Raw genomic sequence first — 15632 nt, 5'->3', positions numbered from 1 at the left:
AAAAAATCCCCAAGCCTACGGTTTGGGGATTTTGTTTTTTTTGCCTGTCACTTTTTTGTACTTGTATTTCCATTTGGCCCTTGAATATTTTGGAACAGCCCTAAAAGACTGGATCATGATCAAAATCAGGATCACCAAAGTCACCGGAAAAATGGTTTGAAATCCCCAACCCAAATCTAGAAAAATCCCAAACAATGCCGGTCCTATCGCAGAACTCAGGACCATGACGGATGTAAATAGACTTCTTACAGTTCCTATATAGGTTGGTCCAAAAAACTCCACCTGAAGTGCAGCGACCGTAGCACTTCCAAATCCAACAGAGAATCCCATTAGGATATTGTACACAAAGATTCCCCAAGTATTTGGCACAAACCAAATGACAAACAAAGCTCCCAATAATGGAAAAAGGTAAAAAGGAAAGAAGGTCTTGGCTTTGTACCTGTCAATGAGCGGACCTGAAAGCAGTATACTAATAAAACTCGCAACCGCATAGGAAGTAAGTCCGGCAGCCGCCAACCCAATATTCCATCCCTTGAATTCAATAATTGCGAACTGATAGAAAAAAAGCCCTGTCACCGCAAAAGGGATAAAAAAGATGTTTGGTGCCAAAAGCCAAAATGCCTTGGATTTCATGATATCCCTTTGCCGAACACGGTCTACTTTTTTTTCCTCATGACTCGATTCAGTTGTTTCTCCCGATTCATTTACTAGATGTTCGGATTTCAATACCCATATTGTAAAGACAGCAACCACAATACTGACTATTGCGGCATTGAGCCAAAGAGACTCTCTCCAACCGACCCTTGCAATCACTACCAAAATAATCGCCGGCAAAATCGCCTGCCCCAAAGGATGCCCCAAAGAAGCAAGGCTGATGGCTTTACCCCTGTTTACATCAAAGTACCGTGACATCGAGGTGATCGCAATATGGTTGTAAAGTCCCTGCCCGGCCAACCTCAATCCAAAAAATGCGATGGGGATATACCACCAAGCTTGCGAAATACTCAAGAAAAACAAGGAGATGACAAAAGTGGCTGTTGTCGCCAAAGTGAATTTTTGGAGTGGAACCGAGTCTATCAATTTCCCCAATTTGGGCAAAGCCATCGCCGCCCCAATGGTGGCAAGACCGTAAAATGTACTCAGCAGCCCGTTTGACAGCTTAAATTCCTCCATCAAAAAGGGAACATACAGTGCCAGCAAAAACGTTTGCCCAAAACTCGACAAGGCAGTCATGATGATCCCAAAAATCACCATCTCGCGGTTTTTACGGACAAACTGAAGGTAGTTCAAAATTTAATTTATGTTTTTAGGTATTTGTTGGATAGGAATAGGATACATTTCCAAACCCGAAGTTACAATAAAAAAGAATTACCCTATTGAGCCACTTTTGATACAAAATTTGCCATAATAAAGGTCCCAGATGGTGGTTAGCCAATTTGTTTACAGGATGAAAATTATAATACAGTAAAAGTGCTTTTCAATCGATTCCGCAGGTCCTTTATTTCAAAATTGGGCTTCTCTTTGGTTTGATTTAGAATAAAATTCTGTTTTTGACGCAAAAATTGCTACTTTTGTAGCTTCATACCATCAAGGCAATCAAGGATGACTCTTACTCCACCCTGAAATTTTGATTTTTTAATAAATATTTTCTTCCCTCAGATTAACGGAAGATCAATTGCCTATTTATCATTTATTAAAGTTTAAAAATTTATGACGCAGATGTTTTATCGCCTGTTCAAACCGACACAGGTAAATCTAAAAGACGAAGTATTATCAGGCTTGACTGTAGCCTTGGCCTTGGTGCCTGAAGCAGTAGCTTTTTCATTGATCGCAGGAGTTAGTCCTTTGGTGGGATTATACTCCGCTTTTATTATTGGCTTGATTACAGCTATCATGGGAGGCCGCCCCGGAATGATTTCAGGTGCCACAGGTGCTATTGCAGTGGTAATCGTAGCATTGGTAGCTCAGCACGGAGTGGAATACCTTTTTGCAGCGGTAGTCCTGATGGGATTGATTCAGGTTGTAGTTGGGGTTTTGAAGTTGGGGAAATTAATCCGGCTAGTACCGCATCCCGTGATGTTTGGTTTTGTGAATGGATTGGCCATCGTGATTGCCATGTCACAGTTAGATCAATTCAAATTTACTACCCCTGATGGCGCTATAGAATGGATGAGTGGGAATCCACTGTATATCATGCTTGGGCTAGTGATACTCACTATGGCCATCATCAAATACCTTCCGAAACTGACCACGGCAGTCCCGTCTGCTTTGGTTGCAATCTTAGCAGTCACATTGATTGTAATATTTGTTGGGTTTGACACAAGAACTGTCGGTGACTTGGCTTCCATCAGCGGGGGTTTGCCTGAATTTCACTTACCCATGGTCCCTTTGAATCTGGATACTTTGATGATCATACTTCCCTATTCTGCGATCATGGCAGGAATCGGTTTGATCGAGAGCTTATTGACCTTAACTCTGATAGATGAAATCACAGAGACAAGAGGACATGGAAACAAGGAATGTATCGCACAAGGTGTGGCAAATGTTACCACTGGATTTTTTGGAGGAATGGGTGGCTGTGCGATGATTGGACAATCATTGATCAATGTCAATGCAGGTGGAAGAAGCCGTATTTCAGGAATTGTCGCATCTTTAGGCTTGTTGGCCTTCATCCTCTTTTTATCCACATATATTGAAATGGTTCCCATGGCAGCATTGGTCGGACTGATGTTTATGGTCGCAATCGGAACATTTGAATGGGCCTCTTTGAAAGTATTCAGGAAAGTGCCGGCCCACGATGTGTTTGTGATGGTTGTAGTTACGCTTATTACAGTATTGTTGCATAATCTGGCTTTGGCAGTATTGATTGGTGTTGTCATCTCGGCCTTGGTTTTCTCTTGGCAAAATGCGAAAAGGATCAGGGCAAGAAAATATGTGGATGAAAATGGTTTAAAGCATTATGAAATGTACGGCCCATTATTCTTTGCCTCTGCCATGGCTTTTGGTCAAAAGTTTGACCCGATCAACGATCCTGACGAAATCATCATTGATTTTCAAGAAAGCAGGATTGTCGATCACTCAGGCATCGATGCCATCCACAAAGTAACCGAACGCTATCATAAGCTTGGCAAAACGGTCTACATCCGGCATTTGAGCAGTAGCAGCAAGGTATTGCTCGAAAAAGCAGAAACCATCATCAATGTCAACTACACCGATGATGATCCGAGTTTTAAGATAGTATTTGAAAATAGGCAAAAAGTGAGTTCGTAATTTGAAAGCGATGGTTTTTAAGAATCTGACCTTAAAAAATCGGAATTTTAAGGTCATAAGGCTAAACTGACATTAAAATCAAAACCCTGCTTTGTCGCCACAAAGCAGGGTTTCTAAATCTTTGAGGTTTCCAAAAACCTCGGAGATTTTTATTTAGGCTATGAATGAAAACCATCGAGGTCAAAAAAAGACCTCAACGGTTTTATTGCCCTACCAAGAATACCGCATTGGCTACCAGCAATTTCCCTGATTCCCAGAAAGAACGGAACATTGGGTTGTCAGACATATACACTATCTGTCCACGGCCAAGGCTTTCTACGCCATACACCATTGATTTCGGCATTTTTGGTTTGATTTTTTTTCCGATATAGCCAAATCTATAGGCCTCGGCATCAGGGATAATCCCCACATTGACACCGTTATCAAGATAGGCATACCGTGAACCGTTATTTTTCAGGGTATAGAATTTGCCATCCATTCCAAATCCTAGCGGGTGGGTTGGGTCAATTTTCACTTGATAAATAGCGCCGGCGGCAGTGGTAGAAATCCCCATTCTCTCTCTTTCCTGATAGGGTTCCAGTCTTTCTACATTCCGAATTTCTTTTTGTTCCTTTTCGGCAGCTTTTTTCTCGTCCTCAGTATCGTATTGGCTGAGGTCAAAACCGCTTTTATCTGCAAAAGCATTCAGCGCATTTTCGATGGCAATCAGTTTACCACCTGCCCTAACCCAATCCATCATTTTTTTCATGTTGTTTTCGGAAAGGTAACTGCCCCAACTTGAAGGAAGGATGATCACGTTGTATTTGCTCAGGTCAAACCTTCCCAAACCTTCTGTATCCAGGATGCTTACCGGGTAGTCAAGTTCTTGCTCAAAGAAATACCAGAGTTCGCCGAAATTCAAAGAGGAAGTGCCTGCGCCGCTCATGATGGCAACTTTTGGGGCGACGATAACTTTCACTTCCGAGGAACCAAAATCCCGTCCTTTGTCTACATAAGCAGAGTTACTGCTAGCCAAAGTAATCTCAAATTTATTAGCAATGTCGGTTACTTTCTTATCGAAGTCAGCGACATATTGGTTGCCGTTTCTATGGATCACCAAAGTACCGATCGGGTAAGATTGACCATTTATTTCAAAGGCTTTCTCTGAATACCTCACCCTGATTTTGCTATTGATCAAAGCCGCCAGAAACTTGGCGTGTTGGGTAGCATTCCAAGGAGCGAAATAGGCCAAAGGTGTCCCATCTACTTTATTTGGTTCAAATGGCGTTTTTTCAAATTTCTTTCCTGCATCCAATCTTGTCTCCATGGCATAAGCTTGCACGCCATAAGCATACGGTAAAGCCCAGCTTGTGATGTCATACGTGATACTATCTTGTAGTTTTGCCTCAGGCTCAAACAAAACCTGAGTCAAAACTGACTTTGGTTGAAAGGCATTGACGACAATATCCTTTTCGGTAGCGGAAAAGGTTCCTGCCTTTCCAGTATTGTAATCCAATCCTTTCAGCCCTGATGCTGCTTTGGCATAGCCATATTGGATTTTATTTTTGTCAAGCAATGCCAAAAGTGCCTTGACACGCTCCGGGTTTTGGTCTCCTTTGATGACAAAGCTTTTGTATTTTGCTTTTGGGTTGCTGCTGCTTGTTTTGAAGTAATTGGCAAACTCATCTGTCAACCTTGCGGAATTTTGAGCAGTCACCTCCACAGCAGAAATCCCTGCGGTATAGGTGTGCTCAATTCTTTCTTTCAATGTCACAGTATCACCGAGGGCATTGAGCATTCCCAATCCTGCGCGTCCAGAACCGCCTTTTTCGATGGTCATCCCAATCGCACCGCTGTACATGGGATAGGTGTCCCCATAAGATGGATAAAGCAAGTCAAAGCGCTCTTTGGTAAAATACATCCAACCTTGCTCATCAAATTTCTTTGCGGTGTTTTTGCCATAGATCGTCTGAAATTCATTCTGGAAAGCAGACACCTGCTCATGTACAGGCTGTGCAGCCGGTGCAAAGTAAAAAGGATCGTTTATGCCCTGCTCATGGTAATCCACAAAAAGGTGTGGCATCCAGTCGTGGTAAAGCTTCAGTCTTTGCTGTGTTTCTTGTTGCGTCTGCCAAGCCCAATCCCTGTTGAGGTCCATCAAATAATGGTTTGGACGACCACCCGGCCAAGGTTCGGAGTGCTCCATAGACTGTGGATCGGGCTGTAACCTAGTGTTTTGCTTTTGGTTATACCAAACAGTGTATCGGTCCTTTCCGTCAGGATTGGCACAAGGATCGAGGATCAACACTTGGTTTTTCAACCAATCTTTAGATTGAGTATTGTTTGGGTCAGCTATTTGCCAAAAAGTCATCATGGCGGCTTCAGTGGCCACTGCTTCATTTCCGTGAACATTGTATTGCATCCAGTTCAGTGCTACTTTGGTAGATGGCGTTCCCTCCACCATTCCTGTTCTGCGGAGGTTATCCATGCGGATATCCTCCAATTTTCCCATGTTCTCAGGTGTAGAAACCATGGCAACAAAAAGAGGGCGGTGTTCATAAGTCTCTCCGTAATATACCAACTTCACATTGGGAAGGGTGGAAGCCAAATGCTCAAAATAGGCCACAACACGGTGGTGGGGTGTAAATCGGTCCCCCAATTTATAGCCGAGAAATTCCTCGGGGCTTTTTTGGGCAAAGGCGGTTGTGGTCAGGAAAAGCACCAAAACCAAAGCGTAAATTTTTCTCATAAGGTAAGATTTGAAATATATAGGGCAGTAAGATAAGGCGAATTGCAAAACCCTGCAAAGGAAATGGATTGAAGGAATTAAGATTGGGGATTGTCGGTAAAATGAAGGAGATCTTATCTCTTGGCCCTAATCTTGATTTTTAAAAAGTGGAATCAAAGAGTCCAAGATGGCTATCGTGACGAACCTTTGACCTCAGGAAATATATGTGGGACCTAAGGGTCCGCGATAGCTATCGGGACGAACCCATGACCTCAGATAAAGATTGTGGGACCTAAGGGATTCGAACCCATGACCTCTGCTCTGTCAAAGCAGCGCTCTAAACCAACTGAGCTAAGATCCCATAAATAAATATAACCAGCGCTTCAAACCTCCCGATAGCTATCGTCCCGATGGTTATCGGGATAAGATCCCGATTTGAGGCTGCTAAAATCAGGAATGATTTTGGGATTTCAAAGACTTGATTTGATATCTTATGAAAGCAATGTAATTCTTGCTATAGGTTGGATGTTAAGTTGTGGCGATAGCTCTTGATATGCCAGTACTTCCAAGCCGGGAAATTCCATTTTGATGAGGTCCTGAAGTTTTCTTCTTACTTCAACCATTGTCAGTATACATGGCAAATTAACCGGATCATGATAATGGGATAGCTCAACATTGATGGCATCAAAAATGTCGTTCTTATCTGCCTCATCTAAGTCATTTTTCAAAAATTTATCCTCTACAGAAGGTTCAAGTAAGTACACGTTTAAATTGTTGCTTCCAAAGGAAAATTTATGGGATAGGTATCTTTTTAATTTTACTCTGATTGCGTCTGCACAATCCCCCGCTGAATATGATTTAGAATTTAGGCTTGATAAAATTGGGTTCAATTCATAAGGAATAAAGGTGATGTATTTAGCAGAATCAACCAATATAGGCTCGTCCAACGAAATAAAAGTTTCAACTACATCAATAAAGTTTCTTATTGGTATTTGGTCTTCCAACAAATTCCGCATGGTTTTTACAAATAGAATCGGAGATGCTTTTTCTAAAAAGACTTTTACAATGTTAGGATATACTTGCCTTAAATTTTCGATTTCATAGTCCTGTAATTCCAAATTCCAAAACGCCGATCGGTTTTTCCTGACCATTGCGCTCACCATGAGTATCACATAACCTGCCCAGTCCCATGTCAAAAATCCTTTTTTTTCAAGTGTTTGTTGCAATCCTTTCCTATTTGCAATCAGGTTCAAAGTCCTGTTGTTTGCAGGATTTACAATGGGAATCCCCTCTAATTGGTTGTGAATCAGTTCATCATGAGAAATATCTGAAACTATTTCATTTTCACTGATTGCTTTTGAAAGTGGCAAGCGAAGGTCATTGATTTGAACACAAAAGTGACTTTCCGGAACAGTGTCTGCCCATCTAATTTCCATTTTTGGAATGCGGACTCCAAACTCATAAAATAAGCCATCCTGCATCAATGGGTTCAACTCATTGAAGCGCAGTGATTGCTTATTCTTCTTGTTTTTTATGGCATCAGGCAAATAAAGAATGAGGTTAAGGGAAGATAAATCATTGCAGAGATGCTCAAATATTTCTTCGCCTTTGTCCTTGAAAATAACCCTATTTCCAGATTCCAAAGGCTGAAGTCCTCTTTTTATTGAATAGAAATACCTGACAAAGGACCTTAAATAGTTCTTGAATTCCTTTCTGGAAAGATTTGGGAACCTGTTCTCCAGCCGGTATTCATCAATACCCTTTCGGATTTCATCAGAAATTTCCGAAGAGATAAAACTTTCCCGGTTTTGAAAAAGAATGTTGGGTACTTCCGACTTCAAAAAATCAGGATCTATTGAATTTATATTTCGAAAACCATAAGTTAATCTACAATCTGATCCATTGATTTTGACTTTAAGAGATTCTGATTGGTCTTGTATTTTCTTCATCCGGACATTAACAGAAGAGCCAATTCCCATATCGTTGGATAATTGGACGCAAAACATTTGGAAGTTAACTTCCATTTCTTCCATCTCAGCCTTTGAAATCCCTTTGGAGGTATCAGGATTAAGTAGCAAATCGATATTAATATGCGGTTCCACCATTCTCGGATTGAAGTTCAGGCAAATGACTATTCTTTATAATCTATGGTTTTAGAAGGTATAGGTAAATATTCACCAATTATTTCCCTTTGGGACAAAACATGCAAATCAGGAAATTCGAGCTCAATTAGTTTTTTCAAGTGAATCCTAATCCGGGGATCCGGTACGATGATGACTTTGGGATTTTGTGCCAAAACTCCATCTCTAAAACCCAGCAATAAATTTTGACAAAGCTGGGGTTCGAGCGAGAGGTAATGAAATTTGCCTGTGAATTTGAGGTTATTTTTCAACACCTCCTCGAACTTTGATCCCAGCCAACTTGCACTCTCCAATACGTCATTTCCCGGAAGTTTCATTTTAATTGAATTTTGGATCCGGAGGGATTCAATGATTTCCTCTATGGAGGAGTTTTCAAATTGGCTTATGAAAAAATTTGCGATTTCTTTAAAGTCCACTATTGGGACGCGTTCAACAAGCAATGCCTTACATACTTTGCTCAAGCCAATAACCTGATCCGGTGAATTTAGAATTGCTTTTATTTCTGGGTTAAGATTGGTCTCACACATGATACTGATGTCTTCCATCATGATCAATTCACCAAAATTCCTTATAAAAATGAATTCAAGATAAAGGAAAAGATATTCAATTGGATCAAGGAAATCGATATCTGCATGTTCTGAAATTTCACTTTTTGGAATCCAAAATGATTTCCCGTCTTCCAAAGGATTGAATGCCTCAATTTTATCACCATAGTTGCCGATTTCCTCCTCTTTCAAGATGCAACAAAGCCTATCAGGGTAAATAAAGTTTCTGACCAAGGGGATTTCATTGATACTTATATTAACTGTTTCTTGGGTTTGAAGGTATTGATTATGTCTAAAGAGGACCCCCGGTATCCGTACACCAAAGCGGGATTTAATGTTGCTTCTGAGTTCCTTCAATTTTTCGGTAATCTCATCTTTCAATTCAATTCCTGATTTTTTCATAATCAATGGATCCAAGAAAGGATGGTATTCCACCAGAATGGGATTCACAATTGGGTTTAATTTCAGATGCTCATGCCCAATGGAATCAAGAAGTTTCCGTTTTCTCTTTAATTGATTGAGTTTGGGCCGGACATGTTCATAGTCTCTATCCAAATCAATTGATTTTTGGAGCGCTTCTATTGTTTCATCCAAGGAATTGGGATAGTCGTTAAGGGTTCTTTTTTCCAGTCCCAGAGACAAATTATGGTAATACACACCTTGAGACCCGTCCATTTTTATCGCATGTGACCAGTTATCGATCGCATCTTCATTTTCTGAATTTGAATAATACTGGTTACCAATTTGGTTAACTGACATTGCTAGTTCCTTTTCAAGTACTTTTTTATATGCTTGACCTTTGTCTGATTTGATAGCTTCACGGAAGGAAAAAATGGATTTGTTCCACTCTAAAATCCAAAATTGGGCAATTCCTAAATTAGCATAATACTTTAGTTTATTTGGATAAGTATCAAGCTTTTTCTCGCTCGGATTGGCAATAATGGCCTCATTAAACAATTCTACTGAGCGGTTAAAAAACTCTTTACCTCCCCCAAAAATACCTAGCCTAAAAAACACATTCCCTATTTTATTTCTAATTGAGTCAGGTGATTGAAAGGAGTCTCTGGAGATAATTTGTTGGATTTCAGTATTAGATCTGTGCTTTTCAAAACTAAAATACCAGTATAAACTCAAGAAACTTCCATTTTCTGAATCTTTCCAAAATTCTATCAGACTTTGTAGTTTTTTAAAATTATTTTCAAAACTCTCAAAAAGGGTTCCTATAGTTTTAGAAATGTGGGAATTTGAGTTTGGATAGAAAGCTAACTCCTTGTTTAAACTGTAAAAAATATCAATTACCTTTTCATTAATGTCAAATTCTGTCCCTTCAAAATTTATTGATGGTGCAGATTTTGTTTTTTCTTCTACTCGAATTTTCTTGAATAAGATTTTGTGAAATTCTACAGATGTATTCAGAATCTCATTTTTAAAAATGTAAATTCTTTTGTTCTTTTTTTCCTTATATGCTAAAAGCTGATTATTCATTTCATCTGTAGAAAAAACTGAATCAGGGGAAGCTTTACTTACGAGTAAACTTATTTGCTCCATTAACCAAAAAAAGATTTTCTTGATAAGGATGTCATTTGTATACCTTAGTGAATCAAAATTTTGCGGATAAATTTTTTGATACTTTTGGCAAAGACCTAATACAATATCCAGATTGCTTTCAATCTCCGAATGGTATAAAACTGAAATCAAAGAATCTATTAATAAAAAGTCATCTTCAATAAATTGTTCCAAAGGTAATTTTACTAAATATTCAGCAAACTGCTCGTAATCTTCTATCATAAGGGAAGAGAACCGGGTATGTTTTTTAATTATCTTCTCTACCTCTGTAAATAATAATTTGGCCTCTTCCAGTGCAATATTATCATTTTCATTTATCTCTTCTTTTTGGTTACTTTCTCTACTTTTATTTTCATCTAACCCTATTTTTTTTCTATTGTAGATATCATATTGAGTTAAATCGGAAATGACAATATCTTTATTTTTGGATCTCATACTTTGATTTCCAAAGCTTAAACTTTTATCTAAATTCACTTCCCTTTTTCCTCCTTCTATAATCAAAAATTTTAGGGGAATAATTTTAGAATCAGTTAGTTGTCTATCGTTACCCTTCTTCGCTTTAAATTCTGGTGCCTTTGCTAATTTTTCCAGAGCTGCTGAAATTAAATGAGGAATTGATTTGATCGCCAGAATGCCCCAATGAGGTGCACTTTGTTTTGCTCTTTCAAAACAAAGAATTGTTTTTTCCCATTCTCCCATCCAGATATATACATTGATGAGGTTAGTCCAAACTACAGCTATCTGGGGACAGATATCTTTAGCTTCCTCATATAGCTCTTTGGCTTGGAGCAACATTAATTGGTCTCCAAAAAGATGAAAATAACGAAGATATACATTAGCCAGATCGTTGAGAACAAATGCTTTGGAAAAATTAAAAACGTTTTCAGTTTCCGGCATCAAATTAAAATCTAAATCTGATCCATTTTGTATGGTTTGAAGGTGAAGTGATACTGAGTTCCAATATTTTTCATATCGCAATAATATATTGGAATGGATAGATTCATTTTCGTCGTGGATTAACTTGCCAAATTCGGAAAAACTCGCCGAACCCATTGAAGGATCGGCCGACATAGCTTCCAGATATCTCGACCTACAATCCAATAAATCTCCTTCTTCTGCTGCAATCCTTGCAAGTTTATAGTTGAGCTCTCCAATAAAAGTCTGTGCGGCAATAGCTTTGATTTCAATCGCTTCAGTAAGTGTCTTTTTTGCCTTTTCATTTTCCCCAACCAACCAATATAAGTTGGCAATAGCTCCCAATGAAGCTATATTTCCAGCATTGATTTCAATTACCTTCTCAAATGCCTGTATCACCCGTTTGGCTCTGTCAATGGTAATTTCGCCCTGTCTGCGAAAGTTAAAATCCAATTGGTTTGATAAGAACCAATTTGACATTTGAAAATTCCGATCCAGATCCACTGAATTTTGAAAATATATCAGCTTCATATTGGGTTCCGACTCCAAAAGGCCTTTGACAAGCTGAAAGGTTGGGTTCATTGTCACTTGATTTGGAGCTATTGCCTCGATCCATTCAAGATTAGCCTTAGCTTTTTCCAATGAACTGAGAAAATAGGAAGCCATAGCCGATACTAGAAAAGCATCCATTAGCACCTCGGAATGCTTTCGATATCTTATGGAGATTTTTCTTTTTGGTTTATTGCCAAATTCAAGACTGCGAAGAATAAAATTTAGTTTATTTCGTTCTCCGATTTTTCCATCCCTCATATAGAGTTCAGTGATATTTTCAATCACTGGGTCTAGGAGTTCTGGCAACGAGAAAATCGGATTTCTGTTCCTTCCTGATTGGCCTGCAAGCTGGTTTCTAAAAATCCTGCATTTACAATATCCGATAACAGCCTGTGCCCACGCATGCCTAAAATCGATATGGTGGATGATGGAATTCCACCTCAGTCTCACAAACCTTTTAATCCAATGCGATGGAATCCCAATTGCCGCAAACAGATCCAGTGACTGTTTAAATAGTCCGATGGCTTTTTCATATCCATCGATGGTGTTGGACTTTGCAAAATCATCTGCCTCAAAATACAATGCCTGGGCTTTAAGAAAAGCCGTAGGGAAAAGCTTGATCTTCTCCTTAACATCTTCTTCTATTCTGGCATATATTTCTGTAGAAACCCTTGAATAAACCCTTTCCAAAATCTGTTTGTATTCAGCAGGGCTAAGGTCGGGTTCAGTCTCTCCTCGGTCTGCAATTCTGTATCTGACCGGACTTGCCAAAGTGGAGGGATTATCCTCCGCCCCAATTCTGATCATAGGGCTGACTTGGACCAATAAGTTTCCTTCCAAATCCTCTCTTATGGCAAATGATCCATGTACATGGATATGGGAGGATTTCCTGTTTTTTGAGGCTATTCTTTGTTTTTCATCTGCATTGGTTTCTTTCACCAAAATCGAAAACCTTTTGATCCTTTCATTTAGCATTTCCATCAAGTCTCTGTGAAGGTAAAGACTCAAAAGATCAGCACCTTTGCAAAATGATGAACCCTTTTGATCCGGTTCAAAGTATTGAAAACCATCAATCCAAAATGTATATCTAAAGGGCTCTTTGGATTCCTGAAGCAGCATTCCTGAATATCTGGCCAAAAAAAAGTACGCAGCAGAAAAAAGAAAAAGCACAAGGAAAATTACCTGAAAGGGACTTGAGAAAAAATCGAGAAAATCTTTCCATTGTAGTCCCCAAAGAAAAAGCTCCTGACCTTTTTCCAAAATCAGCAAAATCACCTGTAATACCCCAAAAATCACCGTCAGGTATCCTGCTACAGAACTCCTTTGTTTGCGACGAATCAGGGAAGACTCCATGTCTTCAATTTGGGTGAGTTGCTCGGTAGTTAAGAAAAGGTCTTTTAAAGCCATAAAGAATAAAAATCAGATTTTTGAAAAAGGGAGGTCCAATTTTATAAGGCAATATCAGTTCGCTACATTTAATGCTGTTTTCACTGCTTTTTGAAAAATGTCAATAGCAGCATTTGCGGCGCGCTGCGCGATGGCTTTGGAAATCACCGCTATAGCATGAAAATGTGCTTCTGCAATCAGTTTTTCATCCTCCATCCTGGAATCAAATCTTTCTTGGGTTATTTCTTTACTGATCAGAAGTTCTGCCAATAATGCCAGCCGCTCTTTGCGGTTTTGGAGAAAGACATTGGCAGGATTTCTTACTTCATCCCAATTTTCACCTACATTTTGTTTGATCGCTCCGACCATCTGAAACAAAACTTCATTGATATCAAAATTCATAGTCTTTTAGTTAGCTGGTGGATTTTCAGCAAGTTCCTTTCCCTTCTCAGCGATAAGCATGGCATAGAAGAGGTCGCTCATTGCCAACATATTTAATTTGATAAGTCCATCTGGGATGGCATTGTCTTCTTTGTGTTCTTGTTTGTATTTTCTCCAAAGCTCCAGCGTGATTTCACCGATCCGAGTGGAGTGGGTATTGAGTGGTCTTACCCTGTTCTTTTTCAGAAGTGAAAGCAATTCAACCTCAATGTTGATGTAACCCTCTCTAAATTGCTCATAAGAGCGGCCTCCTTCGGAATTGGTAGTCTTGTCCATCATGGTGAGGTAGAACCGATCGATTTCTTTCGAGGTACTTTCAATCTGCTCCTTGATCTGCGCATCATAACTGGGTACCAGCGTAATTTTACAACCCGATATAGAAATAATTAGCCCTAAGTAAATGAGAAAAAATGAACGATTGAAAGTTGTGATTTTCATATGATAAGTAAATAATGAATCAGAATGACCATACCATTAACCGGATTGGTTTATAGCATATAAGGAATCCTAATAAATATATGAAAATCAACAGATTTAAAAAAAGAAGTCTGTCAGCCTTTTTCCCAAACAAAAACACCCATTGACCTTTGGCAGTGTACCAAGACACTTTTTGCCGGTTCGAGGTATTTTAACCCATATTTAGAAACAATAAGTTTTTCCAATTCATCTGTAAAAAGAAACCGCTCAGACCCATCAGGCAATAAATAAACACCATCTCCCAAGTGTGGAGATTTTTCCTTCATATTACCCTGACTTGTGGTCATCCTAAGGAAGAAGATTCCTCCGGGCTTCAGCACCCGCATCATTTCATCCACCATCTTAAGAAACTGATTTTCGTCTTTGGCAAAATGCAATACTGCAGAGCTGATCACAACATCAAAAGCTCCCTGATGAAAAGGCATATTTTCAATCAATGAAGTCTGAAAGCGGTACACATCATACTCTTTTTGGATGGTCTGTGCATAAATCCTTGCCATCTGAATGGCAATTGGATTGCTGTCGGCTCCGAATATTTGGTAGCCTTCATGCAGAAAATAGACCGTATTTCTCCCCTCTCCGCAACCGGCATCAAGGATTTTCATTTCCTTGTCAAATCTCCCTTTGAGAATCTGGTCCAGCAGGTAAATATCAATATTACCTAATAATTGATTGAGGGATTTAATGTCCATTTTCGTATTTATTTATGGCAGCCAAGGCTTTTTGCTTACCTATTTCGATCAATTCCGCAGCGCGATGAAACTCCAAGGTTCCTGCTTGAGTCCTTGAAATCTCCACGATGATATCGACTTGATATTTTTCGAGAACCAACTCCGAAAGCTTATCCTGAAGCATGTCAAAGGAATAATTGAGGAGATCCAAAGAACTCATTCCTTTAATTTTTTCCTCTTTCTCATTGGAAGAAAAATAGGTGGAGAACTTTTGTCGGTATTCTGTCAACCAATTGGGCAGCTTAACTTTAGAAATATCACTTTCTTTTTTCTCCTTTTCTTTCAAGTTTTCTACAAAAGCCGTTTTGGGTCCGTTCAGGTCAACCGCAAAAACCAAGTCAGCAATTTTCTCTTTGGGAATAAGGTTCAACGGAATGGGATTCAGGATACTTCCGTCAATGTACTCTTTGCCATGGATTTTTGCAGGTGTAAAAGCAGTCGGAATCGAGGCAGACGCACGGATGGCTGAATACATGCTTCCTTTTCGAAAAATATGCTCTTTCCCGACGGGGATTTCGACCGCTGTGCATACAAAAGGAATGTCCAGGTCCTCAATCGGTCTGTCTTCAATGATTTTTTTAAGCGCTGCAAAAACTTTGTCACCTTTGATAAACCCTTTGCTTGAAAGTGTAAAATCCATCAAGGAGAACACATCTATCTTGTCCAGATTACAGATCCAGTCTTTGAATTTGGGCAGATTGCCACTTGCATACATGCCTCCGATCAGGGCCCCGGCTGAGCATCCTGCGATTGATACAATCTCATATCCTGATTCTTCAAGCGCTTCTATGACACCGATATGTGCCATTCCCCTAGCTCCACCACTTGAAAGTACCAATGAAACTGTTTTTTTGCTCATGGTTTAAATTAATTATGAAAAATGAATGCTACTTTTCTATTT

11 protein-coding genes and 1 tRNA gene are annotated in these 15632 nt (G+C 39.4%); 3 read left to right on the top strand and 9 right to left on the bottom strand.

From position 1 onward, the window contains the following. Nucleotides 1–15: 15 nt before the first annotated feature. Nucleotides 16–1290 (bottom strand): MFS transporter, encoded by a 1275-nt coding sequence (locus tag MMU05_RS15455; protein ID WP_241142580.1) that lies wholly within the window; start codon nt 1288–1290, stop codon nt 16–18. 420 nt (nt 1291–1710) lie between these two features. Here MMU05_RS15455 and MMU05_RS15450 point away from each other — a divergent pair, with 420 nt between their 5' ends. Continuing rightward, nucleotides 1711–3270, top strand: a complete 1560-nt coding sequence (locus tag MMU05_RS15450; protein WP_241142579.1) for a SulP family inorganic anion transporter — start codon at nt 1711–1713, stop codon at nt 3268–3270. Between the two features lie 202 nt (nt 3271–3472). Here the strand turns inward: MMU05_RS15450 and MMU05_RS15445 are convergent, their stop codons facing one another. The 4 genes from MMU05_RS15445 to MMU05_RS15430 form a co-directional block, all read right to left on the bottom strand. Continuing rightward, complete coding sequence (locus tag MMU05_RS15445; RefSeq protein WP_241142578.1) at nt 3473–5998, bottom strand: M14 family metallopeptidase; 2526 nt, start codon at nt 5996–5998, stop codon at nt 3473–3475. Nucleotides 5999–6263: 265 nt separating this feature from the next. Next, nucleotides 6264–6338, bottom strand: a tRNA-Val gene (locus MMU05_RS15440). A 130-nt stretch (nt 6339–6468) separates the two neighbouring features. Then, nucleotides 6469–8082: an FHIPEP family type III secretion protein gene (locus MMU05_RS15435; protein ID WP_241142577.1), complete on the bottom strand. Its 1614-nt coding sequence runs from the start codon at nt 8080–8082 to the stop codon at nt 6469–6471. Between the two features lie 26 nt (nt 8083–8108). Further along, nucleotides 8109–11597 carry an FHIPEP family type III secretion protein gene (locus MMU05_RS15430; RefSeq protein ID WP_241142576.1) on the bottom strand — a complete coding sequence of 1163 codons (3489 nt, stop codon included), beginning with the start codon at nt 11595–11597 and terminating at the stop codon, nt 8109–8111. Nucleotides 11598–12120: 523 nt separating this feature from the next. Here MMU05_RS15430 and MMU05_RS15425 point away from each other — a divergent pair. Further along, nucleotides 12121–12375: a hypothetical protein gene (locus MMU05_RS15425; RefSeq protein ID WP_241142575.1), complete on the top strand. Its 255-nt coding sequence runs from the start codon at nt 12121–12123 to the stop codon at nt 12373–12375. 18 nt (nt 12376–12393) lie between these two features. Beyond that, nucleotides 12394–12690 carry a hypothetical protein gene (locus MMU05_RS15420; RefSeq protein ID WP_241142574.1) on the top strand — a complete coding sequence of 99 codons (297 nt, stop codon included), beginning with the start codon at nt 12394–12396 and terminating at the stop codon, nt 12688–12690. Between the two features lie 467 nt (nt 12691–13157). Here MMU05_RS15420 and MMU05_RS15415 read toward each other — a convergent pair whose 3' ends face one another. The 4 genes from MMU05_RS15415 to MMU05_RS15400 all read right to left on the bottom strand — a co-directional run bounded on the left by MMU05_RS15415 (nt 13158) and on the right by MMU05_RS15400 (nt 15590). Then, complete coding sequence (locus MMU05_RS15415; RefSeq protein WP_241142573.1) at nt 13158–13484, bottom strand: hypothetical protein; 327 nt, start codon at nt 13482–13484, stop codon at nt 13158–13160. Between the two features lie 6 nt (nt 13485–13490). After that, on the bottom strand, nt 13491–13961 hold the full coding sequence (locus MMU05_RS15410; protein ID WP_241142572.1) for a hypothetical protein: 471 nt from the start codon (nt 13959–13961) through the stop codon (nt 13491–13493). Between the two features lie 113 nt (nt 13962–14074). After that, nucleotides 14075–14692, bottom strand: a complete 618-nt coding sequence (locus tag MMU05_RS15405; protein WP_241142571.1) for a methyltransferase domain-containing protein — start codon at nt 14690–14692, stop codon at nt 14075–14077. Beyond that, on the bottom strand, nt 14682–15590 hold the full coding sequence (locus MMU05_RS15400; protein ID WP_241142570.1) for a patatin-like phospholipase family protein: 909 nt from the start codon (nt 15588–15590) through the stop codon (nt 14682–14684). Before MMU05_RS15400 ends, MMU05_RS15405 begins: the two co-directional genes overlap by 11 nt. Between the last annotated feature and the right edge of the window lie 42 nt (nt 15591–15632).

This window comes from Cognataquiflexum rubidum (assembly GCF_022538115.1).
Lineage (GTDB): Bacteria > Bacteroidota > Bacteroidia > Cytophagales > Cyclobacteriaceae > Cognataquiflexum > Cognataquiflexum rubidum.
The sequence above is the reverse complement of the archived record's forward strand: the minus strand, read 5'-3'. Positions and strand labels throughout refer to the sequence as shown.